20 protein-coding genes are annotated in these 24,498 nt (G+C 69.7%); 10 read left to right on the forward strand and 10 right to left on the reverse strand.

Going from position 1 to position 24,498, the window contains the following annotated elements; genetic code table 11:
* Positions 1-22: 22 nt before the first annotated feature.
* On the reverse strand, positions 23-607 hold the full coding sequence (locus tag JOE59_RS00450; protein ID WP_204458320.1) for a TetR/AcrR family transcriptional regulator: 585 nt from the start codon (positions 605-607) through the stop codon (positions 23-25).
* A 95-nt stretch (positions 608-702) separates the two neighbouring features.
* On the opposite strand from JOE59_RS00450, the gene JOE59_RS00455 reads away from it, so the two are divergent.
* Positions 703-1,326: an NAD(P)-dependent oxidoreductase gene (locus tag JOE59_RS00455; RefSeq protein ID WP_204458323.1), complete on the forward strand. Its 624-nt coding sequence runs from the start codon at positions 703-705 to the stop codon at positions 1,324-1,326.
* 6 nt (positions 1,327-1,332) lie between these two features.
* Here JOE59_RS00455 and JOE59_RS00460 read toward each other — a convergent pair whose 3' ends face one another.
* The gene (locus JOE59_RS00460) at positions 1,333-1,620 is read right to left on the reverse strand and encodes a DUF1905 domain-containing protein (protein ID WP_204458326.1); all 288 of its coding nucleotides are present in this window, start codon (positions 1,618-1,620) and stop codon (positions 1,333-1,335) included.
* 224 nt (positions 1,621-1,844) lie between these two features.
* Between JOE59_RS00460 and JOE59_RS00465 the strand changes: the two genes are divergently transcribed.
* Entirely contained in the window at positions 1,845-2,057 is a 213-nt protein-coding gene (locus tag JOE59_RS00465; protein WP_204458334.1) for a hypothetical protein, read from the forward strand.
* A gap of 34 nt (positions 2,058-2,091) precedes the next feature.
* On the opposite strand, the gene JOE59_RS00470 is transcribed toward JOE59_RS00465, so the two are convergent.
* Entirely contained in the window at positions 2,092-3,186 is a 1,095-nt protein-coding gene (locus JOE59_RS00470; protein ID WP_204458337.1) for a hypothetical protein, read from the reverse strand.
* 214 nt (positions 3,187-3,400) lie between these two features.
* On the opposite strand from JOE59_RS00470, the gene JOE59_RS00475 reads away from it, so the two are divergent.
* Both JOE59_RS00475 and JOE59_RS00480 read left to right on the forward strand, forming a co-directional pair.
* Positions 3,401-4,024, forward strand: a complete 624-nt coding sequence (locus tag JOE59_RS00475; RefSeq protein ID WP_239560037.1) for a hemerythrin domain-containing protein — start codon at positions 3,401-3,403, stop codon at positions 4,022-4,024.
* 93 nt (positions 4,025-4,117) lie between these two features.
* On the forward strand, positions 4,118-4,630 hold the full coding sequence (locus JOE59_RS00480; protein WP_204458341.1) for a methylated-DNA--[protein]-cysteine S-methyltransferase: 513 nt from the start codon (positions 4,118-4,120) through the stop codon (positions 4,628-4,630).
* Here JOE59_RS00480 and JOE59_RS00485 read toward each other — a convergent pair.
* A complete protein-coding gene (locus tag JOE59_RS00485; protein WP_204458344.1) occupies positions 4,627-5,466 on the reverse strand; it encodes an MOSC domain-containing protein in 840 nt (279 codons plus the stop codon). The two genes, JOE59_RS00480 and JOE59_RS00485, sit on opposite strands and share 4 nt — an antisense overlap.
* Before the next feature lie 63 nt (positions 5,467-5,529).
* On the opposite strand from JOE59_RS00485, the gene JOE59_RS00490 reads away from it, so the two are divergent.
* Positions 5,530-5,904 carry a VOC family protein gene (locus JOE59_RS00490; RefSeq protein ID WP_204458346.1) on the forward strand — a complete coding sequence of 125 codons (375 nt, stop codon included), beginning with the start codon at positions 5,530-5,532 and terminating at the stop codon, positions 5,902-5,904.
* Positions 5,905-5,923: 19 nt separating this feature from the next.
* Here JOE59_RS00490 and JOE59_RS00495 read toward each other — a convergent pair whose 3' ends face one another.
* Positions 5,924-6,370, reverse strand: coding sequence for a pyridoxamine 5'-phosphate oxidase family protein (locus tag JOE59_RS00495; RefSeq protein WP_204458348.1), 447 nt, complete (start codon positions 6,368-6,370; stop codon positions 5,924-5,926).
* 161 nt (positions 6,371-6,531) lie between these two features.
* Here JOE59_RS00495 and JOE59_RS00500 point away from each other — a divergent pair, with 161 nt between their 5' ends.
* Both JOE59_RS00500 and JOE59_RS00505 read left to right on the forward strand, forming a co-directional pair.
* Positions 6,532-7,041 (forward strand): MarR family winged helix-turn-helix transcriptional regulator, encoded by a 510-nt coding sequence (locus tag JOE59_RS00500; protein WP_204458356.1) that lies wholly within the window; start codon positions 6,532-6,534, stop codon positions 7,039-7,041.
* A gap of 43 nt (positions 7,042-7,084) precedes the next feature.
* A complete protein-coding gene (locus JOE59_RS00505) occupies positions 7,085-7,951 on the forward strand; it encodes a 3-hydroxyacyl-CoA dehydrogenase (protein WP_204458364.1) in 867 nt (288 codons plus the stop codon).
* Between the two features lie 30 nt (positions 7,952-7,981).
* On the opposite strand, the gene JOE59_RS00510 is transcribed toward JOE59_RS00505, so the two are convergent.
* Positions 7,982-8,983 (reverse strand): helix-turn-helix domain-containing protein, encoded by a 1,002-nt coding sequence (locus JOE59_RS00510; protein WP_239560038.1) that lies wholly within the window; start codon positions 8,981-8,983, stop codon positions 7,982-7,984.
* Positions 8,984-9,081: 98 nt separating this feature from the next.
* On the opposite strand from JOE59_RS00510, the gene JOE59_RS00515 reads away from it, so the two are divergent.
* Positions 9,082-12,957: a S8 family peptidase gene (locus JOE59_RS00515; protein ID WP_204458366.1), complete on the forward strand. Its 3,876-nt coding sequence runs from the start codon at positions 9,082-9,084 to the stop codon at positions 12,955-12,957.
* 66 nt (positions 12,958-13,023) lie between these two features.
* On the opposite strand, the gene JOE59_RS00520 is transcribed toward JOE59_RS00515, so the two are convergent.
* The 4 genes from JOE59_RS00520 to JOE59_RS00535 form a co-directional block, all read right to left on the reverse strand.
* Positions 13,024-14,376: an MFS transporter gene (locus JOE59_RS00520; RefSeq protein WP_374191106.1), complete on the reverse strand. Its 1,353-nt coding sequence runs from the start codon at positions 14,374-14,376 to the stop codon at positions 13,024-13,026.
* Between the two features lie 124 nt (positions 14,377-14,500).
* Positions 14,501-17,608, reverse strand: coding sequence for a M14 family metallopeptidase (locus tag JOE59_RS00525; RefSeq protein ID WP_204458368.1), 3,108 nt, complete (start codon positions 17,606-17,608; stop codon positions 14,501-14,503).
* Positions 17,609-17,837: 229 nt separating this feature from the next.
* On the reverse strand, positions 17,838-19,913 hold the full coding sequence (locus tag JOE59_RS00530; protein ID WP_204458371.1) for an ABC transporter ATP-binding protein: 2,076 nt from the start codon (positions 19,911-19,913) through the stop codon (positions 17,838-17,840).
* Positions 19,910-21,643, reverse strand: a complete 1,734-nt coding sequence (locus JOE59_RS00535) for an ABC transporter ATP-binding protein (protein WP_204458379.1) — start codon at positions 21,641-21,643, stop codon at positions 19,910-19,912. Before JOE59_RS00535 ends, JOE59_RS00530 begins: the two co-directional genes overlap by 4 nt.
* 265 nt (positions 21,644-21,908) lie before the next feature.
* Here JOE59_RS00535 and JOE59_RS00540 point away from each other — a divergent pair, with 265 nt between their 5' ends.
* Positions 21,909-23,606, forward strand: a complete 1,698-nt coding sequence (locus JOE59_RS00540) for an acyl-CoA dehydrogenase family protein (protein WP_204458389.1) — start codon at positions 21,909-21,911, stop codon at positions 23,604-23,606.
* 88 nt (positions 23,607-23,694) lie between these two features.
* A complete protein-coding gene (locus JOE59_RS00545) occupies positions 23,695-24,285 on the forward strand; it encodes a hypothetical protein (protein WP_204458391.1) in 591 nt (196 codons plus the stop codon).
* Positions 24,286-24,498: the final 213 nt, after the last annotated feature.

Raw genomic sequence — 24,498 nt, forward strand, 5'->3', positions numbered from 1 at the left:
TCCGGCTGCGCCGGGTCGCCGCTCAGGGCGCCAGGCTCGGCAGGAGCGACGCGATGCTGCGCGCGGCGAAGGCCGCGGCATCCGGCACCTCGCGCTTGCCGTCGTACGCCGCGAGGAACGCGCGGTGGAACGCGACGCCGACGATGAGGCGAGCAGCGGACTCGAGGTCGGCATCGGCGCGGATGCGTCCGGCCGACTGCTCCTCGCCGAGCAGGTGCGCAACGAGCGGCACGACGCCCTCGGGGCCGTAGCCGTGCGCCCGCACTCCTTCGCGATGCTCGGCCAGCAGCTCGGGTGCTCCGAAGATCGATGCCGCCATCGGAAAGGTCTTCGTGTAGAACGAGAGCAGCGCGGTCACGATGCTCGCGAGAGTCTCGGGCAGAGCTGCGCGATCGGATGCCTCGGGCAGCTCGATGCGCGGCATCCGCTCGGTGAGGACCGCCAGGAAGAGCTCCTGCTTGTCGGCGAAGTTCTTGTAGATGAGCGCCTCAGAGCAGCCGGCGGCGCGGGCCAGCTCACGCGTCGTGGCGCCGACGACGCCGCGCTCGACGAGCACGATCGCAGCGGCGTCGAGGATGCGGTCGCGGCTGGTGGGGAGCTGGGACATGGGGCCTTCCACTTGACAGGTGAGTGTTTGCTCACCGTATCATCGGAGGTGGTGAGTAAATGCTTACTCACCCCATTCCGACTGAAGGATCAGCCATGAGAATCGCAGTACTGGGAGCTTCGGGCCGCACAGGCGGCCTCATCGTCGACGCGGCGCGAGCACGGGGCCACGAGGTGGTCGCGGTCGTGCGGCGTGCGGCCTCCGCGCCGAGCGGCGTCACCGAACGCGTCGCCGAGGGGCGCGACGCCGACGCGCTCACTGCGGCACTCGACGGCGCCGACGCCGCGGTGTTCGCGATCGGGCCGACCGCGGCGAGCACCGACCACGCCGTGATGCGAGAGAGCATGCCGGCACTCGTGAGCGCCATGCGCGCCGCAGACGTGCGGCGCCTCGTGGTGGTCAGCGCGAGCGGGCCGTTCACCGACGGCGACGACCCGTTCCTCAAGTTCGTGGCGAAGCCGATCGTGCAGCGCATCCTGCGCGAGCCCTTCTCCGACTTCGTCGCGACCGAGCCAGTCGTGCGGTCGAGCGCGCTCGACTGGACGATCGTGCGACCGCCGCAACTCAAGGACGGAGATGCGCGTGGCCGCTACCGTCGCACCGACGGCGGGGGAGTTCGGTTCGGGATCTCGATCCGCCGGGCCGACCTGGCAGCGGCCGTGCTCGACGTGCTCGACGACGACACGACGGTCGGGGCGACGATCACGGTCGCCGCATAGCGGTCGTCAGCCGTCGAGCACCTCGAGGTCGACCACGATCTCGTCGCCCTCGCCGATGCCCTCGGCCTTCAGCACGGCCTTCTTGAGCGGCAGCGCGTAGGTCTCGCCGCCCGGGAAGATCGAGGTGCTCCACGTCGTGCCGCCGACCGTCGCGATCACTCGCACGGAGTCGAAGCCACGCGGCATCCGCGGCTGGTCGGAGATGTCGGCGCTCGGCTCGGCCGGCACGTCGACGAAGAACCAGTTGCGTCGCGCCGTCCATTCGTAGATCTCGGCGGTGAAGCGGATGCGCATGTCGCGATCGTACTCGGGACCGGTGACGGGCGGCCGGGTCACCCTCACGGGCTTCGGGCCCGCGTCTAAGGTAGGGCGGTTCGTCTGAGGTGTTCACCGCCGTCTGAGGTGCCGAATCCGGCCCGAAGATGAGGCACACGCCCGATACGCGACCCCTACCTCAGCGAGGAATCTGGTCTCAGTGGCCGGAACCCGGCCCGGCAGGTCTCGAAGGGATCGGAATCATGAACCTCGCATACGGCTACGTGGCACAGACGCTGCAGATGCACGACGAGCTCGAAGCGGGTCGCGTCAACGAGCGGCGCCGGAACGCCGCCGACCGCCTGGCGCAGGAGGGCGAGCGCGCCGATGGCCGTCACGGCCTCGCGGGCCGGTTCGCCGAGTGGCGCCAGGGGCGCTCACGGCAGCGCATCCACGGCCTTCCGGTGGCGCACTGATCGCGGCGGGGTCCCGCCCACCGCGCTCATCCCGTCAGCCCGCGGCCGCGATGACCTCGCGGTGCAGGGCGAGCAGGCTCGCCGTTCGGTCGGCCGGGCCGCGGCCGAAGCCGCACTCCGTGCCGACGCCGAAGGCGGCGACGCCCGCTGCTGCGAACGCGTCACGCGCGGGAGCGATGCGGGCGAGCGCACCGTCGACGCCGTCTTCATGGTGCACGAGGCCGAGGAAGGGGGTCGTCTCGGCGGGCAGCGCCCACCCGGCGAGGGGCGCGAAGTACGCGGCATCCGTGCGCTCGATCGGCACCGGCAGGTGCACCCAGTCGATCGGCCGGTCGAGCTGGGCTGCGAGGGCGTTCGCGACCGCGACGAGCCGGCCCGCGTCGGTCGGCTCGACGAAGTGCTTCTCGGCGACGTCGCCGTAGCAGAGGTGGAATCCGAGCTGCGCACCGGCGGGCACGCGGGCCGCGAGCTCGGCGGCGAGGCCGGCGATCGCACCGACGAGTTCCGGCGCATCGGCGCCGCCCTCGGTGAAGAAGGCCTCGAGCGGGCCGCCGCCGAGGCTCACGCCCTCGAGGTAGGCGAACTCGGTCGCCATGTCGATCTGCACGGCGAGGTCATCGGCCGGAATCTCCGCAGCGATGCGGTCGACCTCGGCCGCGAGGGCCGCGGCGTACGCCGGGTACACGCCGGCACGGTCGGCCGGATCCACATAGGTCGTGATCGGCGCGAGGGGCGACGGCAGACACACCTGGAAACGGGTGCCCGCGGGGATCGCACCCTCGTCGCGCAGGCGGGTGAAGTCGGCATAGCTCGCGGCGGCGGCATCCGCGTAGCCGAGCGAGCCGAACACGAGGTCGGCTGCCGCGACCGAACCATCGAGCACGAGCGGGCGCAGGTCGAAGCCCGCGACGATGATCGGGTCGATCGGCACGCGGCTGAGGCCGTCGACCGCGTCGAACGCGGCACCCTGGAACAGGATCCAGTGGAACCGCTCGCCGACCTCGCCGTCGGGGATGCGCGCAAGCCCGCCGCCGAGCTCCGCCGCGACGACGCGGAAGGTCGCCTCGGCGGTGGGCTGGTTGATCGATCCGACGAGGTGGGCACCGGTGACGCGGGGGAGTTCAGGCATCCAGCAATCGTAGATCGGGGCCGCGGCGCATGACGCGCGACGGCGGCGGGCACCCCTCGGGCGGGGTCTTGCCGCGGCATCCCGCCCGTCGTAGTGTCGCGTGCGACTGCGCTGCTCACCGACGATCGGAGTCGACATGCCCGCGACCGCTCTTCCCGCCAGCGGTGATTCGTCCGGCCGCCCGAGCGGCCCGAAGACGTGCGATGCGAGCGGCATGGCCGAGATCCATCGCTTCTTCCGGGCCGGGTTCGGCGAGGGGCGCGCGCTCGTCGAGGGGGTCACCGAAGCGGATTTCGCGCATGCCGACGTCGTCGGCGACCACCTCTCGATGCTCTCGGTCGGACTGCACGCCCATCATGAAGGCGAGGACGCGATGCTGTGGGGCGAACTCGAGCAGCGCGCGCCCTCGTGCGCCGTGCACGTCGCACGCATGAAGGAGCAGCACGCCCTGATGCTCGTGCACCTGAACGCGCTCGACGCCGCCGTGCCGGCATGGCGGGCGAGTGGCCGGTCGACGGATGCCGCGGGCGTGCTCGCCGCACTCGATGGCATCACCGCCGCACTCGCCGTGCACCTGCCCGACGAAGAGACGAACATCGTGCCCGTCATGGAGGTGACGCTCACGCCCAAGGAGGTCGACGCGCTCGCCGACCACGGCCGCAAGGCGACTCCGAAGGGCAAGACCTTCGAGCAGCTCGGTGCGATCCTCGCGGCGCAGCCCGACGGTGGCGCCGAGTGGCAGCGCACGCATCTGCCGGCGCCGGTGCGCCTCTTCTGGCGCCTGGTCGGCAAGCCGAGGTACGAGGCGAACCGCGCAGCGCTGATCGGGCGGCGCTGATCGCGCAGCGCTGATTGAATCGCGGGAGCATGACGTCCGATTTCCGCGATCGCCACCGGGTGTCGGAGGCCGGGGAGCGACGAAGATGGAGTCATGACCCGACGCCATGCCACGCTGACGACGCCGCTCGGTGAGCTGCTCGTCGTCGCCGACGGCGAGGCCCTGGTCGGCATCTACTTCCCGGGCCACTGGCACCCACCGGCATCCGGCTCGATCGGTGTCGAGGTCGATGCCCGCGGCGACGACCTCGTCACTCGACTCGGGGTCGAGCTCGCCGAGTACCTCGCGGGGGAGCGGGTCGCATTCGACCTGCCGATGGCGCCCGTCGGCGACGAGTTCCAGCAGGCGGTCTGGGCGATGCTCCGCGACATCCCGATCGGCACGACGACGAGCTACGGCGAGCTCGGCGCGCGGCTCGGCGACCGCAACCTCGCGCGCCGCGTCGGCAACGCGGTCGGACGCAACCCGCTCAGCATCATCGTGCCGTGCCACCGGGTGGTCGGCGCCGACGGATCGCTCACCGGCTACGCCGGGGGACTCGAGCGCAAGCGCCATCTGCTCGAGCTCGAGGGAGCTCCGGTCGTCGCGCAGGCGAGGCTCTTCTAGGCCGTGTGCTCGCCGGCCGTGAGCACCGCTTCGGTGACGGGGCGCACTTCGTCGCCGACCGCGATCGAGCCCGACGACTGCGGCACCATGAGCACGCCGAACCAGGTCTGGCCGTCCCACCGACGGTGCTTGGCGAGCGTGCGGATCGGCTCCTTGCCGCGAGTGATGGTCTCGGGATCGATCGTCGTCATCACGCAGCGGTCGCACACCTTCGTGATGCGGAAGCGCACGTCGCCGAGGTCGACGAAGGGCCAGGTGTCTTCGGCGAATGGCTCGTCGCCGTCGATCACGACGTTCGGACGGAAGCGCAGCATGTCGAGGTGCGGCGTCTCGTCATCGGTCCAGGTGTTGAGCTGGGCGAGGGATGCCTCGCTCGCGAGCAGCAGCGGCGCGGAATCGGCCAGCGTCAGCCGGTCGTCGGGCAGGCCCCCGTTCCTCGGATTCACCGTGCGCTCGCGCGGGTCGGGCTGCCACACGAGCCGGGCGTCGATGCCCAGTCGCGCGCTCAGCCACGCGTCGGCCTCGTCGCCCGCGGGCAGCGCCGTGCCCTGCCGCGTGTGTCCGACGGGAATGGGCGCGGCATCCGTCGGGCGGTCGACTCGGAGCGGGTCGCCGGCACCGCTGCGCTCACCGAGCAGGAGCCCGCCGTCGGCGAGCAGCTCGGCGGTCAGGGCGAGCATGTGGTTCTTCTCGCGAGCGGTCACCGGGGCGCCGGAGGCATCGACGACGCCCCATCGGCGATCGCCCGCGAGGCCCCAGGGCAGCACCTCAGCGGAGTCGACGTCGACCCCGGCGAACGACTTGACGGGATGGATCCGGAGACGCGTGACGTGCATTCGAGCATGCTAGCGAACCACGCCCGGCTCACGCCTGTCGGTGGCCGGTGGGAGCCTTCGAACATGGCTACCCACGAGCACCGCATCCCGCTCAGCATCGACTACGTCGAGATCTCCGTCACCGACCTGGCCGCCGCGCAGGCGTTCTACGGCGAGGCGTTCGGCTGGCAGTTCACGCCGTACGGCCCCGAGTACGCCGGCATCCGCACCTCCGCCGAGGCCGAAGGCGAAGAGGCCGGGGGTCTGACCCTGGCCGCCGAGGTGCCGAAGGGCGGTCCACTCGTGCTGCTCTACAGCGACGACCTCGATGCCACGCAGGCCGCGGTCACCGCTGCCGGCGGCACGGTGGTCAACGGCCCGTACGAGTTCCCCGGCGGCCGACGCTTCCACTTCACCGACCCGAGCGGCAACGAGCTCGGCGTCTGGGCCGAGCGGTAGCTCGGCGCGCTCCCCGGGCCTACCAGGCGATGAGCTTGACCGGGGTGACGCGCAGCACGGTGCTGTAGCGCTCGGCCATCGACACGCGCGTGAGTTCGAGCGGCGGCAGGTCGTCGTCGTACTTCGCGAAGTAGGCGTCGCCGATGCGCGGCATCCAGTCTGGCGAGGCGCCGTCGAACACCTCGACCGTGCCCTGCAGCACTGTCAGCTGCTCTTCGTCGGCGCCCGACTCGAGGTGCACGAGCACCTTCGGGTCGCGCTTGGCGTTCCGCACCTTCACCGCACCCGGTTCGCTCAGCACGATGACGGCGCCGTCGTGCCAGAGGTACCAGACGGGCACCGCGTGCGGGAACCCGCTGCGGCTCGTGCTCGTGAACCACGCGATGCGCTCGCCGGCGAGGCGCGCCAGGGCGCGGGCGTGCAGCTCATCGGCGGGGTCGAGCACGAGCGGGGCGGCATCGGTCATCGTCGTTCCTTCGGTCGGCGTCCTCCGACGCTATCGGGCGCAGCCGCGCCGATGCGCGATCGTCGCCTGATCGCCCGCGCGTCCCCACGCATCCACCTCCCCCGCAGTGTTGCGGAATGCAACAGAGGAGCCTATTGTTGCAATAAGCAACAGGAGGCGGAATGGTCAGCGAATCGAACACCGGAACGCAGGCAAGGCGCGGACGCGCCACCGCCGACATCCTGCGGGCGCTCATCGTCATCAGCCGCCGCGGCGTCGCCGACGCGCGCATCGCGAACATCAGCCTGAGCATGACCGACCAGTCGATCCTCGGGTACATCGTCGACCACCCCGGTTGCCGCTCCACCGACATCGCGCACGCGTTCCGCCTGAACCGCTCCACCGTCTCGCGGCAGCTCGCCGGACTCACGAAGCTCGGCGTCGTCTGCGAGAAGACGGATGCCTCGGGCCGCGGCCGCCCGCTCGAACTCACCGACTCGGGCTGGGCCGCCTACGACGAGGCGATCGGCATCCTGCAGGGAGTCGTCGACGACAACCTCGACGACTGGACCGACGCCGAGGTCGCCCGCTTCGCGCACGACCTGCAGCGTTTCAACACCGGTGCCGCGGGGGAGACCCGCCCGCGGCATCCGCTCGAGGCGCCTCCCGCGCCTCTCGACAGTGCCCCATGAGGGACCGCGCCCCACAAGGGACGGAAGGAAAGAAGGAACAGCAATGACCGCACTGCGCAACATCACCGTGCTCGGCACCGGAGTGCTCGGCTCGCAGATCGCGTACCAGACCGCCTACCGCGGCTTCGACGTCGTCGCGTACGACATCGACGACGCCGCCCTCGAGGCCGCGAAGCAGCGCTTCGCCGGACTCGCCGACACCTACGTGACGGAGGGCGTCGACGGCGCCGCCGACGGCAAGGCGCAAGCGGCGATCGGCCGCATCATCCTCTCGGCCGACCTCGGCGACGCCGTGGCGAAGGCCGACCTCGTGATCGAGGCGATCCCCGAGAACCTCGAGATCAAGCGCGCCACCTACGAGCAGCTCGCGACGCTCGCCCCCGAGCACACGATCTTCGCCACCAACTCCTCGACCCTGCTGCCGAGCGACCTCGCGTCGTTCACCGGTCGCGCCGACCGCTTCCTCGCCCTGCACTTCGCGAACCGGGTCTGGGTGCACAACACCGCAGAGGTCATGGGCACCGAGGCCACGACCCCCGAGGTGTTCCAGACCGTCGTGGAGTTCGCCGCCGAGATCGGGATGGTGCCGATCGAGATCAAGAAGGAGAAGGCGGGCTACCTGCTGAACTCCCTGCTCGTGCCGTTCCTGCAGGCCGCCGGCGAACTGCTCGTCGACGGCATCGCCGAACCCGACGCGATCGACAAGACCTGGCGTATCGGCACCGGCGCCCCGATGGGTCCGTTCCAGATCTACGACATCGTCGGCCTCACGACCGCGTACAACATCTCGATGATGGGCGGCGCGAAGCAGCAGGCATTCGCCGCGCTCATCAAGGAGCGCTACATCGACCAGGGCAAGCTCGGCGTCGCCACGGGCGAGGGCTTCTACAGCTACCCGAAGGGCGAGTGACCCGAAGCGCCGGGCCGTGTCGGTCGTGGGTCAGACCCACGACCGGCGCACGGCCTCGGCGCCGAGCTGGAGCCGGGTCGAGACACCCGCCGTCTCCATGAGCTCGGCGACCCGCCGCTGCACGGTGCGCACCGAGATGCCGAGCTGCGCCCCGGCAGCGGCATCCGTGAGCCCGAGCAGCAGTAGCTTCAGCAGGTCGCGGTCGACCGCGTCGTGCGCCCCCGGCAGCTCGCCGGTCGAGATGAACCCGGTCGACGTCGCCCAATACTCCTCGAAGATGGCGATGACGAGGTCGAGCAGTCCGCTCGGATGCACCAGCAGCGCGCCCGAGGAGCGATCCTCGCCGCGCGACCGCATCGGCAGCAGCGCCATGTCGTCGTCGGCGATGATGAGCCGCGTGGGCAGCGTCGGCAGCACCCGGATCTCCTCGCCGTACGGCGCGGACTCGCGCGCGGCATCGATGAACCCGGGCCACTCGAGCACCGCCTTCTCGACGATCACACGGTAGGTCACGCCGCGTTCGAGGGCGTCATCCTCCGCGGTGTTTTCCTGGGCGTCGAGGAAGGCCACGTCGCTCAACATGAGCACCCGCACCTGTTGCCTGGCAGATGCCTGCAACTGCGCGAATCGCTGGCGCACGGCATCCGCACCGAGCACGACGTCGACGACGTCGGGTGTCTCCCGCTGGGCCGCACCGCGCCGGTAGATCTCGCTCAGCTCGACGAGCGCCTCATGCGCCTGGGTGAGGCGCCGTTCGCGGTCGAGGAGCATCGGCTGCAGCGCGAGCGACGGCGGCGAAGCGACGACGCGGTCGGGCGCGGATGCCTGTCGCGCGAGCAGCCCGAGCCGCTCGAGTTCGGCCACGATCACGCGCACTTCGGCGGGCGACTTCGCCACGGATGCCGCGAGCTCGTCGACGCTCGCCGAGGGCGACTGCAGGATGAGCCGGTACAACGCGGTGTGCTCGTCGTCCAGTCCGATCGTTTCGAGCACGAGCGCCTTCCGTTCGTCGTCACGCCGATCCGCCGTCATGGCGGATCGAAGCCATGGCATCTCTCCGCCACCACCCTAGCCACCGGGCCGTGAGAGGTTGCTTGGCAAGTCAGTCCGAACGCGTGAGAGGTATCCCTATGCCACGAAGCATCAGACCATCCGCACATCGACGCCGATCGATCGCCGCCGCCATCAGCGGCCTCGCGATCGGCGTCGCCGGGGTCGGCGCGGCCGCACTCCCGGCCACCGCCGACCCGACCGGAGGCGGCACGCCACCACCGGCCGCCTCGCCCGCGCCCCCGGCGTCCGCCGGCGGTTCGCACACCGTCACCCTCATCACCGGCGACCGGGTCACCGTGACCGACCTCGCCGACGGCACGCACACGGTCGAAGTCGACCCCGTCGACCCGGGCGAGGGGTTCCAGACCCTCGACGTCGCGGGCGAACTGCACGTGCTGCCCCGCGGCGCGATGCCCTACCTCGCGGCAGGGGTCGTCGACCGCGACCTCTTCAACGTCAGCCGGCTCATCGAGTACGGCTACGACGATGCCTCCGTCGATGCGACGCCGGTGATCCTCGAGCTCGAGGGCGACGCGGCTTCGCGTCGCTCCGCACCCGTGCCGGGCGTCGCGCTCGGCACGCCGCTCGCGAGCATCGGCGGTGCCGCGGCATCGGCCGATCACGCGAGCGCCGCATCGACGTGGGCTGCATTGACGGATGCCGCGGCATCCGATGCCCGCAGCTTCGGCGCCGGCGACCCTGACGCGGTGAGCCTCGGGGGCGGGGTCGCGGCGATCCACCTCGACGGCAAGGTGCAGGCGACGCTCGACGAGAGCGTTCCCTACATCGGCGCACCCGAGGCGTGGGCCGCCGGCTACACCGGCGACGGCGTGACCGTCGCGGTGCTCGATACCGGCTACGACGACACCCACCCCGACCTCGAGGGCCGCGTGCTCGCCGAGTCCACGAGCTTCGTGCCCGACGAGCCGGTCTCAGACGACCCCAACGGCCACGGCACGCACGTCGCCTCGACGATCGCCGGCACCGGCGCCGCGAGCGGTGGCACCCACCGCGGCGTCGCCGACGGCGCGAACCTGCTCGTCGGCAAGGTGCTGAGCAACGCGGGCGAAGGCCAGGACTCGTGGATCATCTCCGCCATGGAGTGGGCCGCCGACCGCGCCGACATCATCTCGATGAGCCTCGGCACCAGGTACGGCGACGACGGCACCGACCTCATGTCGGTCGCGCTCAACGAGATCTCGGCCGAGACCGACGCGCTCTTCATCGTCGCCGCCGGCAACTCCTCGGCGCCCGAGACGGTCGGCTCACCGGGTTCGGCCGCGAGCGCACTCACCATCGGCTCGGTCGACGACCCGAGCGGCGAGCTGTCGTGGTTCTCGAGCCAGGGCCCGCTCGTGCGCTCCGGCGCGATGAAGCCCGACCTCGCAGGGCCCGGCAACGACGTGACCGCCGCCCGATCCGCCGACAGCCCCGGCGAGGGCTCGTACATCGGCATGAGCGGCACCTCCATGGCGACCCCGCACGTCGCGGGCGCCGCGGCGATCGTGAAGCAGCAGCACCCCGAGTACACGGCCGCGCAGCTGCGAGCAGCGCTCACGAGCACGGCGACGGATGTCGGGCTCACGCCCTACCAGGTCGGCGCCGGCGTGGTCGACGTGGCCGAGGCGATCGAGGCCGACCTCGTGGCCTCCGGCTCCGGAGACTTCGGCATGCTCGCATGGGGCGAAGACGACGCGCTCGTCACCCGCACGATCGAGTACGCGAACCGCGGTGACGCCGAGGCGACGATCGAGCTGACGGCGACGCTCACCGACACCACGCCCGGCGGCCCGGTCGCCGAGGCATCCGATGTGCTGACGATGGATGCCGACTCGCTCACGATCCCCGCTGGGGAGACCCGATCGGTCACCCTGACCGCCGACCCGTCGAAGGTGCCGGCCGGAGCACAGCTCTCAGGCGCGCTCACCGCGTCGATCGGCGACGACACCATCACCCGCACCGCGCTCGGCATCATCGCCGAAGCCGAACGCTACGACCTCACCGTCACGGCGACCGACTTCGACGGCGAACCGCTCGGCACCTACGGATGGATCTGGAACGCCGCGACCGGCTGGTACACCTCCTTCGGCGTCGACGGTGAGACCACGCTGCGACTGCCCGCCGGCCTGTACTCGGTGATGTCGTTCATGGACGTCGCCCGCAACGCCGACACCCAGACGATCGCGCTCGTCGGCGACCCCGACGTCGTGCTCGACGGTTCGACGACCGTCGCCTTCGACGCCCGAGCCACCGAGCCCGTGACCGTCGACGTCGGCGAGGACGGGCTCCAGGCGACGGTGCGCCGCATGGACTACCAGGTCGACGGATTCACCGGCAGCGCCATGGCGCCCGTCTGGGTCGACGAACTCTACGCTCAGCCGATGGACGCGCCCGAGGCCGAGACCTTCGACTTCACGACGCGCTGGCGGCTGCAGGAGCCGACGCTGTCGCTGAACGCCGGCAAGGAACGGCTCGACCTCATCGCCCAAGCGGGATCCACGCTGCTCGACGGCGAGATCCGCGCACGTGCGGTCGATGTGGGCTTCGGCAGCGCCGAGGAGTTCGCCGCGGTCGACGTGAAGGGCAAGGTCGCGGTCGTGACCCGCTCCGACGTCGTCTCGGCGCCAGAGCGCTCCGCGAACGCCGTCGCCGCCGGCGCCGCGTTGCTGCTCACCGTTAACGACGGCGACGGGGAGCTGAGCGAGTGGGTCGGCTCGGCCGACTACGAGTCCGACGCGCCCATCCCGGTCGCCGCGATCAGTGGCGTTCAGGGGCGGCGGGTGCTCGAGACGATCGCGCAGAAGCAGGTCACCGTCACCGGTGAGGGCATCGTCGACGCCGACGAGATCTGGGACATCGCGCGCTACAGCGAAGGCGTGGTGCCCGACGACCTCGACTACCGGCCGCGGGACCTCGCGCGCATCGACACGACGTACTCCGGCGATCCCGCCCTCGTCGGCGAGTTCCGGTGGGACTTCGTGCCGGGCGTGGAGTACGGCTCGGGCTACCCGATGCGCACGACGCGCGGCCTCGAGCGCACCGAGTGGGTGAACACCGACCAGGTCGAGTGGTACCAGGACGCCACGGTCGTCGACGCGGGGTGGCAGATCCGCGACGTCAAGCGCGGCTACGAGCCGGGGCAGGAGCTCGAGTCGAGCTACTTCGGTGCGATCGTGCGGCCCTTCGTCGGGCCCGGCTACTGGGCGCCGAACCGCACCGGCGACTACGCGCAGGTCAACCTGCCGTCGTGGGCCGACGGGGCGAGCCCCGACCACACCGGCGCGTTCGACACCTACTCGGGTGCCGACGACCGGTCGCAGCTCATCGACGTCTACATCGATGGCGCGCTCGCGAAGTCGTCGAACTACCAGGGAGCGACCGTCTGGGATATCCCAGACGGCGAGTCCGAGTGGCGCGTCGTAGACACCGCGACGCACGACGGCACGTATCTCGCGTCGTCGACGTCGACCAGGACGGAGTGGACGTTCACGTCGACCGGCTCGGCCGACGACCCCGCTCGCCAGTTGCTGCCGATGATGCAGGCGTACTACGACGTCGACCTCGACGAATCGGGTGCGGCCGGCGCCGGACGCAAGCGCGGTGCCCCGGTGAAGCTCGAGCTCGAGCTCGGGCACATCGCCGAGGCATCCGGCATCGCAGCCATCTCGGACGCGACGCTCGAGGTGCGGGTGGACGGGGGCGAGTGGCAGCCCATCGCGCTCGAGGTCACCTCGGCCGACGACACGGTCGACGAGCCGTCGGAGGACGGCCCGCCCATGTTCTCCGAGGGGCGTGATGTCGTCACGGCGTACGCCGCGAAGATCCGCGTGCCCGACGCAGGTGCATGGGTCGACCTGCGAGTGACGGCGACGGATGCCGCGGGCTCGACCTTCAGCCAGGAGATCGAGCGTGCCTTCGAAGTGGCTGCGGTGAAGAAGGGCGGCCGGCACTGATGACCGCACGAGGGGTCATCCGGTGATCCGGTGACCAGGCTGAGGCCCGAGCGATTCGCTCGGGCCTCAGTCATGCCGGGGCGCGTCGTGCTCGTTGCGCTTGCGCCGGCGCCGAGGCTCGTCGAGCCCGAGGTGCACGCGGGTGCGCTTGCGCTCGAAGACGATGAACCCCGCGCCGAGCGCCCAGAGCGGCAGCTGGGTGAGGAACGCGATGCGGAACGCCTCGAGGCTGTAGGTGTCGGGCGTGCCCGCGCCCTGCGCGTCCATCGCGATGCCGATGAACAGGATCGCGAGGAGGGCCGCGAGGAACCCGCCGACGTTCACGATGCCCGTCGCGGTGCTGAGCCGGTGGCTCGGGTTGTGGGTGCGGGCGTGGTCGAAGCCGATCATCGACGCCGGGCCGCCCGTGCTCAGCGCGAGGGCGAGGGCGAAGAGGAGCCAGAGCGGCGCGGGGCCGGGCCACAGGATGACGGCGAGCCACGCGACGACCTGGACGGCGATGATCGGCAGCACGAGCATGCGCGAACGTCGCATCGGGTGACGGCTGGAGAGCGCCCCGATGACGGGCCCGATCACCATGCCGGCGACGACGTAGACGCTGAAGACGAGCGAGGCCATCGCGGGCGTGAGGCCCTCGCCGACCGTGAGGAACGGGAACCCCCACAGGAGCACGAACGCGGTGCCCGAGAACGGCGTCGTGAAGTGCGACCAGAACGCGAGCCGCGTCGCAGGGTGCGCCCACGACTCCGTGAACCCCTGACGCAGGTCGGCCGACGACGTCACCGCGCGGATGGCGCCGGTCTTCGTGTCGACGCTCACGTCGGCGTCCCGGCCCGGCGGGCGGTTGCGGATGACGGCGAACGTCAGCACGGTGAAGAGCACGCCGAGCCCGGCGAGGCTGCCGAAGGCGATCGTCCAGCTCGTCGCGTGCAGCAGCGCCGCGATCGGCAGGATCGCGAGCAGCTGACCGGACTGCCCGACGATGCCCGTGAGCTGCACCATGAACGGCGCCTGCCGGGCGGGGAACCAGACCGCGACGACGCGCAGCACGCTCGGGAAGATGGCCGCGTCGCCCGCGCCGAGCAGGATCCGCGCCACGATCGCCGTGCCGACGTCGGGTGCGAACGCCATCACGAGCTGGCCGACCGCCATGAGGAACATGCCGATCGTGATGATCGGTCGTGCGCCGAAGCGGTCGAGCAGGATGCCGACGGGAATCTGCATCGCCCCGTAGACGAAGAGCTGGATGACCGCGAACATCGACAGCGTCGAGGCATCCGCATCGAACCGCACGGCGGCGTCGACGCCGACCGCGGAGAGCGAGGTGCGGTTGGTGACCGAGAGCATGTAGGCCGCGACGCCGACTCCCCACACCAGCCACAGTCGCCAGGGGCGTACCGGACTGAGGTCGATCGTCACGAGGCCTTCACTTCGTCGGGTGAGACGACGAGGTTTCGGGCCGTCACTTCAAGCGTATCCCCGACGAGCGGATGCCCCGCGCGAACGTGTCGCGGCGAGGCATCCGGTCATCGACCCCTGTCCGTCAGTCGAGCAGGTGATCCAGTGCGCGGCCCATCCACACGGCCCGGGTGGCCGCGTCGGTGATGCCCTCGAACCCGAAGCCGGCCGTCAGCGAGCCCGGCGTCGCCACCACGGCGGCCTCGGGGAATCCGGCTGCCGTCGTGATGATGAAGTTGTTCGGGTTCGGCGCGCTGCCGGGCGGAGGGCCGGTGATCGCCCACCCGCCGGTGTCGCCGCCCTCGAACGACGTCGTGCCCTGGCCCGTCGACACCTCGATGTCGTCGACGAACACGCCCAGTCCCTGGCTGGACCAGTCGCTGATGTAGCCGATCGACAGCTCGACCTGACCGTCGGCGTACGCCGACAGGTCGACCGACCACTGCTGCCAGCCGGCCGAGTTGCCGGAGTCGGCCCACCACTCACCGGTGGTGCCGGTGGGGGTGCAGGTCGTCGTCTCGGCGTCGAGCGTCTGGTAGTGGTCGAGTTGCGGGTGCAGGTCGCGCCAGCCGGCCGGGCAGCTGTCTCCAGTGCTCTGGGTGGTGTTCCCGTTGACATCGGGCAGGGTCGTCCAGTCCTCTCCGCCCGCGGGACGCGCCTCGACGGCGATATGGTCCCAGTTGGCCTCGGTGTCGTACGACGTCCAGAACGACATCGTGGCGCCACCGGCCGGGACGTCGATCGTGTTCGTCAACCGCTTGTACGACACGTCGCCGATCTGCGAGTAGGCGTACGCGTCGCCGGTGTGCGGCTCGAACGGGCCGCCCTCACGATCCCATCTGCCCGCGACCCAGCTGTCGAACTGCGGGTACACGGCCGGGTCGAGGATGCCGCTCGTCGTGATGAACGAGTTGCTGTGGTCCTGGTTGTCGGCACTTTCGGCGCCGTTGAAACCCCAGTCAAGACCCGCGAACGGGGTGTCGACGCCGAGGACGTCGAGGAGGCCTCCGTCCTCCGCCGTGCCGGCATCGTCGACGGTGAGGTACGCGCCGAGCCAGTACTGCATCATGTCGTTGGTGAAGTCGCCCGACCCACCGAGTGGCCGGCACCGCTCCTGCACCGCCGCGTCGGCCCGGCATTGCGCATTCGCCGCCGTCGGGTCGTACAACTGGTCGGTTCCCGTGTACTGGGTGCCGGCGTACTTGCCGGTGTAGAGCACGCGGCCGCCCTCGTTGAGGAAGTCGCGAACCTCGAGGGTGTTGTCCAACGCCAAGCGGGAGGCGTTGCCGCCGCCCCAGCCGGGTTCGCGGGTGATGATGTCCTCGCCGGTGTACCAGATGACGGCGTCGTAGTGCGAGAGCACGCCCAAGGCGTCGGGTGCGGTCCGAGCGCGCGCATCGACGTCGTAGACGTCGTAGCCCGTGCCGTTGGCGTCCAGAGCCTCCTGGTAGTACCCGAGGTAGTTCGGCCCGCCGGCCTGCACCGGCGAGGCGCCCGTATAGTCCTCCGCCGCCATGATCAGCACGTCGTCGGTGGATTCCTCGACGGCCTTGTAGGTGAACGACTCGCTCGACGCTCCACCGCCTTCGAACCAGACCTCGACCTCGTCGCCCGGAGTGGTGCCGGTGACGAGGCCGCTCATGGTGCGGAAGTAGACACCGGTCTTGCCGCCGTAGCGATCACCGCCGGTCCACTCCTCGGTCGGCACGCCGACCGCAGGGTCGCCGTTGATCGAGTACATCAGCGTCACGTCGCCCAGGCTGCGCTTGGCGATGACGCGCACCTCCTGCGGGTCGCCGTACGAATAGTCGAACGTGTAGTTCACCTGGGGCAGACCGTCCTTGTAGGTGTCGTCGCTCTCCAGGTAGAAGGGCTTGGTCTCGAGGCCCAGGTGCGACACCGGGTTGGCCGGATCGGCCGCCGACTTCGCCACATCGAGTGCGAAGGGCAGGGCGCGCTCGAACTCCGCCTGCACCTGCGCCTCATCGTCGGGGAACACGAACCCGCCGTCGTCGTCGCCTTCGCCGAGCTCCGGCGTCCAGGCCAGCGTTCCGTTCTGGGAATGCGCGAAGTCGGTCGTCTCACCGTTGGTCACGTAGAGCACGTCGGACGAGAGGCCCGGCTCGAAGTCCGGGATCGCCGGGTTGTCTCGGTTGCCCGACAACGCGTAGTAGATCGGGTCGTCCGCGGTGGGCGTGCCGGTCTGCCAGCCCTCGGCGTACAGCAGCCACTGTCCGAAGGAGTGGTAGTTGACCTGGAACTCGAATCCGCCCCGGTCCAGCAGCGACATCATCGCCTGCGTCTCGGGCTCGGATCCGGCTGAAGGACCACGATAGGTGTCGCTGCTGATCTGCGACGACGAGCCCTCCTCGTCATATCCCCAGTGCTCGGGGTAGTTGCGGTTGGGGTCGACGCCGTCGGCACGCGTGATCTCGTTGTCGCCGTCGTTGTCGCGCAGGTTCTTGCGCCACAGGCGCTCGTGGTCGAACGTGTACTGGTAGCCGTCGGGGTTGGCCACGAGCACGAACCACAGCTCGTTGTTCTTGAGGAGGTCCCTGGTCTCCTTGTCGTTGGCCCGCCAGTCGTCGATGAACGAGTTCAGCAGCCGCCGATTCACCTCGGTGGAGATCCACTCCCGAGCGTGCTGGGTCGAGCTGTACAGCACTGCCGGACGCGATCCGTCCGCCTGTCCCCTCGCGCCCTGGGTCAGCTTCAGCGCGATGATCTCGCGGCCCTGGTAGGTGTGGCCGAGCACCACGAGCTTGACCAGCTGCGGATTCTGCTTCGCGAGACGGTAGAGCTCATCGCGGATGCCGCCCGGCTCATCCCAGGAGCGCCAGACGGTGTAGCCCTCCGCAGCCTGCTCGTCCGCCAGCTGCTTCGCCGACTTGCCGTTCTTGTTCTTCTTGACCTTGACATCGAGACCGCGGGCCTGGAGGCCTTTCGCCTCGTCGGCGGTGAGCACCATGTCGAGGCTCACACCGGCATCGGTGACCCTGCTGTCGGCGACGTCGAAGCCGGCGGCGGCGATCTCAGCCGCGTCGGCAGCGCTCACGTCGGCCGTGTACATGTCGAGCGCGCCGGCGTCGTCATCGACGGCGCTTGCGCCGACGGGACCGAGCATCGAGAACGCCAGTGCAAGCGTGGCGACCCCGAAGACGAGGCGATTGGGAATGCGGCGTGTTCCAGCCATGACGACTCCTCCGGTCCGTCTTCGGCCAGAACGGGAGTGACGACGTCGTCTCGGGTGCCTGATGCTCGTCACAACTCTGTGCTCACTGCGGACCCTCAGGGGTTAGCCTCCTGCGACCCGCCGCGGCTGTCAAGTCCCCTGTGCGATCGACCCCGCGCGAACCGGCTGGCCCGCAGAGACGACGATGCCCGCCGGCACCGAGGTGCGAGCGGGCATCGTCGTGCGTGTACTAGACGATCGCGTCGTCGGTCTCGGACTCGCCGGCCGACGAGTCCGCCTCGCCGCCCGGAGCGGCCATCGTGTCGTCCATCGCCTCGAGTTCGGCGTCGATGTCGGTCGCCGCCTGCTCGAACTGGGAGTTGTAGAGGCGGTAGTACGCGCCCTTCGCAGCGATGAGCTCCTCGTGGTTGCCCTTCTCGACGATGTCGCCGTGCTCCATCACGAGGATGAGGTCGGCGTCGCGGATGGTGGACAGACGGTGCGCGATCACGAACGACGTGCGCCCCTCGCGGAGCGCCGCCATCGCGTGCTGCAGCAGCAGCTCGGTGCGGGTGTCGACCGAGGAGGTCGCCTCATCGAGGATGAGCACCGACGGCTGCGCCACGAACGCGCGGGCGATCGTGATGAGCTGCTTCTCACCGGCCGACACGTTCGACGCCTCTTCGTCGAGCACCGTGTCGTACCCGTCGGGCAGCGAGTGCACGAAGCGGTCGACGTACGTCGCCTGCGCCGCGGCCAGCACCTCGTCATCGGTCGCCGACTGGCGGCCGTAACGGATGTTGTCGCGGATCGAGCCGGCGAACAGCCACGGATCCTGCAGCACCATGCCCGTGCGCGCACGCACGTCGTGACGCGTGAGGTCCGCGATGTCCTGACCGTTCACGAGGATGCGGCCGCCGTCGAGCTCGTAGAACCTCAGGATGAGGTTCACGAGCGTCGTCTTGCCCGCACCGGTCGGTCCGACGATCGCCACCGTCTGCCCGGGCTCGACCTGGAACGACAGGTCGGTGATGAGCGGGCGCTCGGGCGTGTACGAGAACGCGACGTGGTCGAACACGATCGTGCCATCACCGTCGGCGGGCGCCGGGGCATTCTTGGCGTCGGCCTCCTGCTCATCGGCGTCGAGCAGCTCGAAGACGCGCTCGGCCGAAGCCGTGCCCGACTGCACCACCGCAGCCATGCCGCCCAGCTCCGACAGGGGCTGGGTGAACTGCTGCGAGTACTGGATGAACGCCTGCACGTCACCGAGACGCAGCTGGCCGGTGGAGACCATGAGCCCGCCGAGCACCGCGATGCCGACGTAGGTCAGGTTTCCGATGAACATCATGCCCGGCATGATGATGCCCGACAGGAACTGCGCCTTGAAGGATGCCTCGTACAGCTCCTGGTTCTCGGCCTTGAACTTCGCACGCGAGTCCTCTTCGCGGCCGAAGACCTTGACGAGGGCGTGGCCCGAGAAGGACTCCTCGACGCGGGCGTTCAGCCGGCCGACCTTGCGCCACTGGATGCCGAAGGCCTTCTGCGACTTCGGGCCGATGATGCCGAAGATGACCGCCATGAGCGGCAGGGACACGAGCGCCACGAGGGCGAGCTGCCACGAGATCGTGAACATCATGATGAGCACGCCGACGACGGTGAGCACCGAGGTGACCACGGTCGACAGCGACTGCTGCATCGCCTGCGTGATGTTGTCGATGTCGTTGGTGACTCGCGAGATCAGCTCACCGCGCTGCACCTTGTCGAAGTAGCTCAGCGGCAGTCGGTTGATCTTCGCCTCGACCGATTCGCGCAGGCGCCACATGGTCTTCACCATGATGACGTTGATCACGTAGCCCTGCACCCAGGTGAGCACCGACGCGACCATGTACAGCGCGAGCACGAGGATGATGACCTGGCTCAGGCGCACGAAGTCGACGCCCTCGCCGGGCACGACGCCCGCGGTCGCGACGACGTTCGCCAGGTCGTCCTGGCCAGACGCCCTCAGCGCTTCGACAGCCTGCTCGGTCGTGCTGCCCGCGGGCAGCTGCTGACCGATGACGCCGGCGAAGATGATGTTCGTCGCCTCGCCGAGCACCTTCGGCGCCCACACCGTGAGCACGACGCCGATGGCGCCGAGGATCGACACCAGGATGAACGCGAAGGCGTGCGGCTTCAGCAGCCCGATGAGACGGCCGAAGCTCTGTCCGAAGTTCTTCGCCTTGCCCGGAGCGACGGCGCCGCTCCAGTCGTCGGCGTTGATGCGCGCCTGCTCGCCGAGCTCGATCTCGATCTGCTCTTCTGCCGAGAGTGGGGTCTGTGCGGTCATCGGGCGGCCTCCACTCCGAGCTGGGATTCGACGATTTCGCGGTAGGTCTGCGAGGTCTCGAGCAGTTGTTCATGCGTGCCGACACCGACCATGCCGCCGTCGTCGAGCACCACGATGCGGTCGGCATCGGTGATGGTCGAGATGCGCTGGGCGACGACGATCTTCGTCACCTCGGGCAGTTCTCGCCAGAGCGCCTGCCTGAGTCTGGCGTCGGTCGTGAGGTCGAGCGCCGAGAACGAGTCGTCGAAGACGAGGATGTCGGGGCGGTGCACGATCGCACGGGCGATCGCGAGTCGCTGCCGCTGACCGCCCGAGACGTTCGTGCCGCCCTGGGAGATCTTCGCGTCGAGCTGCCCCTCCATCGCCTCGACGAAGTCGCGGCCCTGGGCGATCTCGAGCGCGTGCCACAGCTCGTCGTCGGTGGCGTTCTCACGGCCGTACCGAAGGTTCGACGCGACCGTGCCGGTGAAGAGGAACGGGCGCTGCGGCACGAGTCCGATCGACGACCAGAGGTGGTCGAGGTCGGCCTCGCGCACGTCGACGCCGCCGACCTTCACACTGCCGCCCGTCGCATCGAAGAGACGGGCGATGAGCGAGACGAGCGTCGTCTTGCCGGCACCCGTCGATCCGACGATCGCGACCGTCTCGCCGGGAGCGGCTCCGAACGTGATGCCCGAGATCACGGGGTGTTCGGCACCCGGGTAGGTGAACGCGGCATCCGTGAACTCGACCGAACCCGGCGTCGGGAACACCGTCACCGGGTTCTCGGGCCGGGCCAGCGTCGAGGTCGAGTCGAGCACCTCGCCGATGCGCTCGGCCGAGACCGCGGCGCGCGGGATCATGATCGTCATGAAGCTCGCCATGAGCACACCGGTGAGGATGAGCATCACGTACTGCATGAAGGCGAACAGCGTGCCGATCTGCACCTCGCCGGCATCGACGGCGAAGGCGCCGAACCAGACGACGCCGACCACGGTGACGTTCAGCACGAGCATGAACAGCGGGAAGAGCAGCACGAAGAGCGAACCGACCTTGCGGCCGACGACCATGATGTCGGTGTTCGCGCCGGCGAACCGCTCTTCCTCGATGGGCTCGCGCACGAACGCGCGCACGACGCGAACTCCGGTGAGCTGCTCGCGCATGATGCGGTTCACGTTGTCGAGCTTGTGCTGGTAGCTGCGGAAGAGCGGCACCATGCGGCTGATGACGATCACCGCGATGATCAGCAGGGTGGGCACCGCAACCGCGATGATCCAGCTGAGGCCGACGTCTTGCTGCAGCGCGAAGATCACGCCGCCGATCGCGAGGATCGGTGCGGTGACGAGCATCGTGGCGCCCATCATCGCGAGCATCTGCACCTGCTGCACGTCGTTCGTGTTGCGGGTGATCAGCGAGCCGGGGCCGAACCGCGACACCTCTCGCTCCGAGAAGCCCGAGACGCGCTCGAAGACGTGGTCGCGGATGTCGCGACCGGCGCTCATCGCGGCGCGTGCCGCGAAGTAGGTGGCGATGATCGACGCCGTGATCTGCCCGAGGGAGATCAGCAGCATCAGGGAGCCGGTCGACCAGATGTAGGCGGTGTCGCCCTTGCTGACGCCGTTGTCGATGATGTCGGCGTTGAGGCGCGGCAGATAGAAGGTGGCGAGTGCCGAGATGAACTGGAAGATCAGCACACCGAGCAGGAGCCACTTGTAGGGCTTGAGATAGCGGACAAGGATTTTTCCGAGCATGGCGTCTCCATTGCGAGGAGTCAGGGAATCGAGCGGACACCGCCTGCCGAGGCGCGTTCTTGCGCGCACAGCACCGGCCAGGGCAGCCACCCCTCGCTCGACCTGCAGCATCGCACCCCCGTACGACATTGCAGCGTTTCAGCCTCACACGGAGGAGGGGGTGACGCAAGCGAGTCGCGGTCATCCGTTGCCCGCGTTCACCGAGAGCGAAATCTTCGGTCATCAGCACATTGCGGACGCGCGAGAATGGGCGCGGAGGTCGAAGATGATCAACACCCACGAGGTCGAGAACCAGGTGCCGGCGCGCGAGGACGTCGACGAGTACTCGTCGAACGTGCCGCTCGTCGAGGCGGTCGCGCGATGGGGGAGGGGCGGCGCCGAGGCATCCGCTCAGGGGCTCGCCGACGTCGGCGCGCTCGTGGGGTCTGCGGCGTTCCAGCGCGACGCCGAGCGGGCGAACACGCACCCGCCCGTGCTGCACGCCTTCGACAGGTGGGGGCGTCGCATCGACGAGGTCGAGTACGACGACGCCTATCACCGCGTCATCGGGGCGGCGGTCGCAGCCGGTGCGCACACGAGTGCTGCCGCGGCGCCCGGCCCCGGGGCGAACGTCGACCGGGCGGCGGCGTTCCTGCTCTTCGCGCAGGTCGAGCCCGGGCATGCGTGCCCGGTGTCGATGACGCACGCGGCGGTGCCCACGCTCGAGCTCGCGGCATCCGGCCTGCGAGATGAATGGATGCCTCGGCTGCTGAGCCGTGCGTACGACCCTGAGCTCGGCGGTGGCGATGAGCGCGGCGGTGCCGGTGCCGACACGCGTGCCGGCACCGCGAAGCAGTCGGCGCTCGTGGGCATGGCGATGACCGAGAAGCAGGGCGGCTCCGATGTGCGGGCCAACACGACGCGCGCCGAGCGACGCGGCGGCACCGGCTCGTGGGGCGCCGAGTACGGGCTGACCGGGCACAAGTGGTTCTGCAGCGCGCCGATGAGCGACGCGTTCCTCGTGCTCGCGCAGGCACCGCACGGACCCAGCTGCTTCTTCGTGCCGCGCGTGCTGCCCGACGGCTCGCGCAACGTGTTCCGCATCCAACGGCTGAAGGACAAGCTCGGCAACCGGTCGAACGCGTCGAGCGAGATCGAGCTCGACGGCACGTCGGGCTGGCTCATCGGCGAAGAGGGGCGCGGCGTCGCGACGATCGTGCAGATGGTGACCCGCACCCGGCTCGACTGCGTCATCGGCTCGGCGGCGGGCATGCGGCAGTCGGTCGCCGAGGCGGCCTGGCACGTGCAGCACCGCCGTGCGTTCGGTGAACTGCTCGTCGACCAGCCCGCGATGGCGGCGGTGGTCGCCGACCTCGCGCTCGAGTCGGAGGCGGCGACCCTCACCGCGATGCGGCTCGCGCGCTCGTACGACGTCGACGCGGACGACGCGGAGCAGGCGTTCCGGCGCCTCGCGACCGCCGTCGCGAAGTACTGGGTGTGCAAACGCGGTGCGGGGCACGCCGCCGAGGCGCTCGAGTGCCTCGGCGGCAACGGCTACACCGAGGCGTTCCCGCTCGCGCGGCGCTATCGGGAGCAACCGCTGCTCGCCATCTGGGAGGGCTCGGGCAACGTCATCGCGCTCGACGTGCTGCGCGTGCTCGCGCGCGAGCCCGCAGCGTTCGAGGCGTTCTTCGCCGAGGTCGGCGCGGCGGCGGGGGAGTCGCCGGTGTTCGACGCCGCACTCGATGCGGCGCGATCGCTCGTGGGCGAGCTGTCGGCGACGGATGCCGCGGGCGCCGCGTTCCTCGCACGGGAGCTCACCGAGCGGCTGGCCCTCGTGCTGCAGGGATCGCTCATGCTGCGCTACTCGCCCGGCGAGGTGGCGGACGCGTTCGTGCGCACACGCCTCGGCGACGAGGGCGGCCGGCAGTACGGGGTGCTGCCGCGCGGGGCGGATGTCGCGGGGATCCTCGCACGGGCGTGAGCGCGAGCGCCGCGGGGCAGGTCTGTGTCTGTTCCGTGTCTGTGGATAACCGCACTCGGCGCTCGACTGCTCGCCTAGGGTATTCGCCATGTCCCTCTCCCGACCGACGCAGCGATCCCGCCGGAGCGCGGGCGCCGCGCTCGCCGCAGCCGGCGCCGTCGCGCTGCTGCTGAGCGGGTGCGCCGGCGGCGTTCCGACGGCATCGCCGAGCCCGTCAGCGGATGCCGCTGAGCCGATCTTCGCGTCGGACGAGGAGGCGCTCGCGGCTGCGGAGTCTGGGTATTCATCGCATCTTGCCCTCGTCGACCAAGTGACAGCGTCGGGTGGTGTCGATGTTTCGCGGCTACGTGAGGTGGCGACGTCCTCCTATGCGGAAAACCTCACCGATTCGTTGGGTCGGCTGCAAGAGAGCGGGACGCACACAGCGGGCGATACGCGCTTCGATAGCGTGGGCCTGATCGAACGCTTCGAGACCGAGGGCGTTGCGACAGTCAGTGTCTACCTCTGCCTAGATGTCACCGATGTGCGTGTGGTTGATGCTGGCGGGCAGGACGTGACTCCGCCTGATAGGCGGAATCGCGCACCCATACAGGTCGAGCTGGAGTCTGGTTCCGCGGCGGAGCCTACTCAATTGGTGGTTTCAGGGGCACAGTCGTGGGCTGGCGACGACTTCTGCTGAGCACTGTCGTCTTGGTGACGGCGAACTCGATGCTGATCGGTAGCAGCACCAGCGACGACATCAATTCGATCGACTACATCGTCGGTGCAGTCACTGATTCGGGTGCAACGATTCAGGTGGAGGAGAAAGTGGAGGCCCCGGGCTGGCAGCCCGCGCCGGCAGCTCCGGACTTCGAGGAACCAGTCCCAACACCACCTGACGGAACCGACCTCA

Source organism: Agromyces cerinus, assembly GCF_016907835.1.
Classification (GTDB): domain Bacteria; phylum Actinomycetota; class Actinomycetes; order Actinomycetales; family Microbacteriaceae; genus Agromyces; species Agromyces nitratus.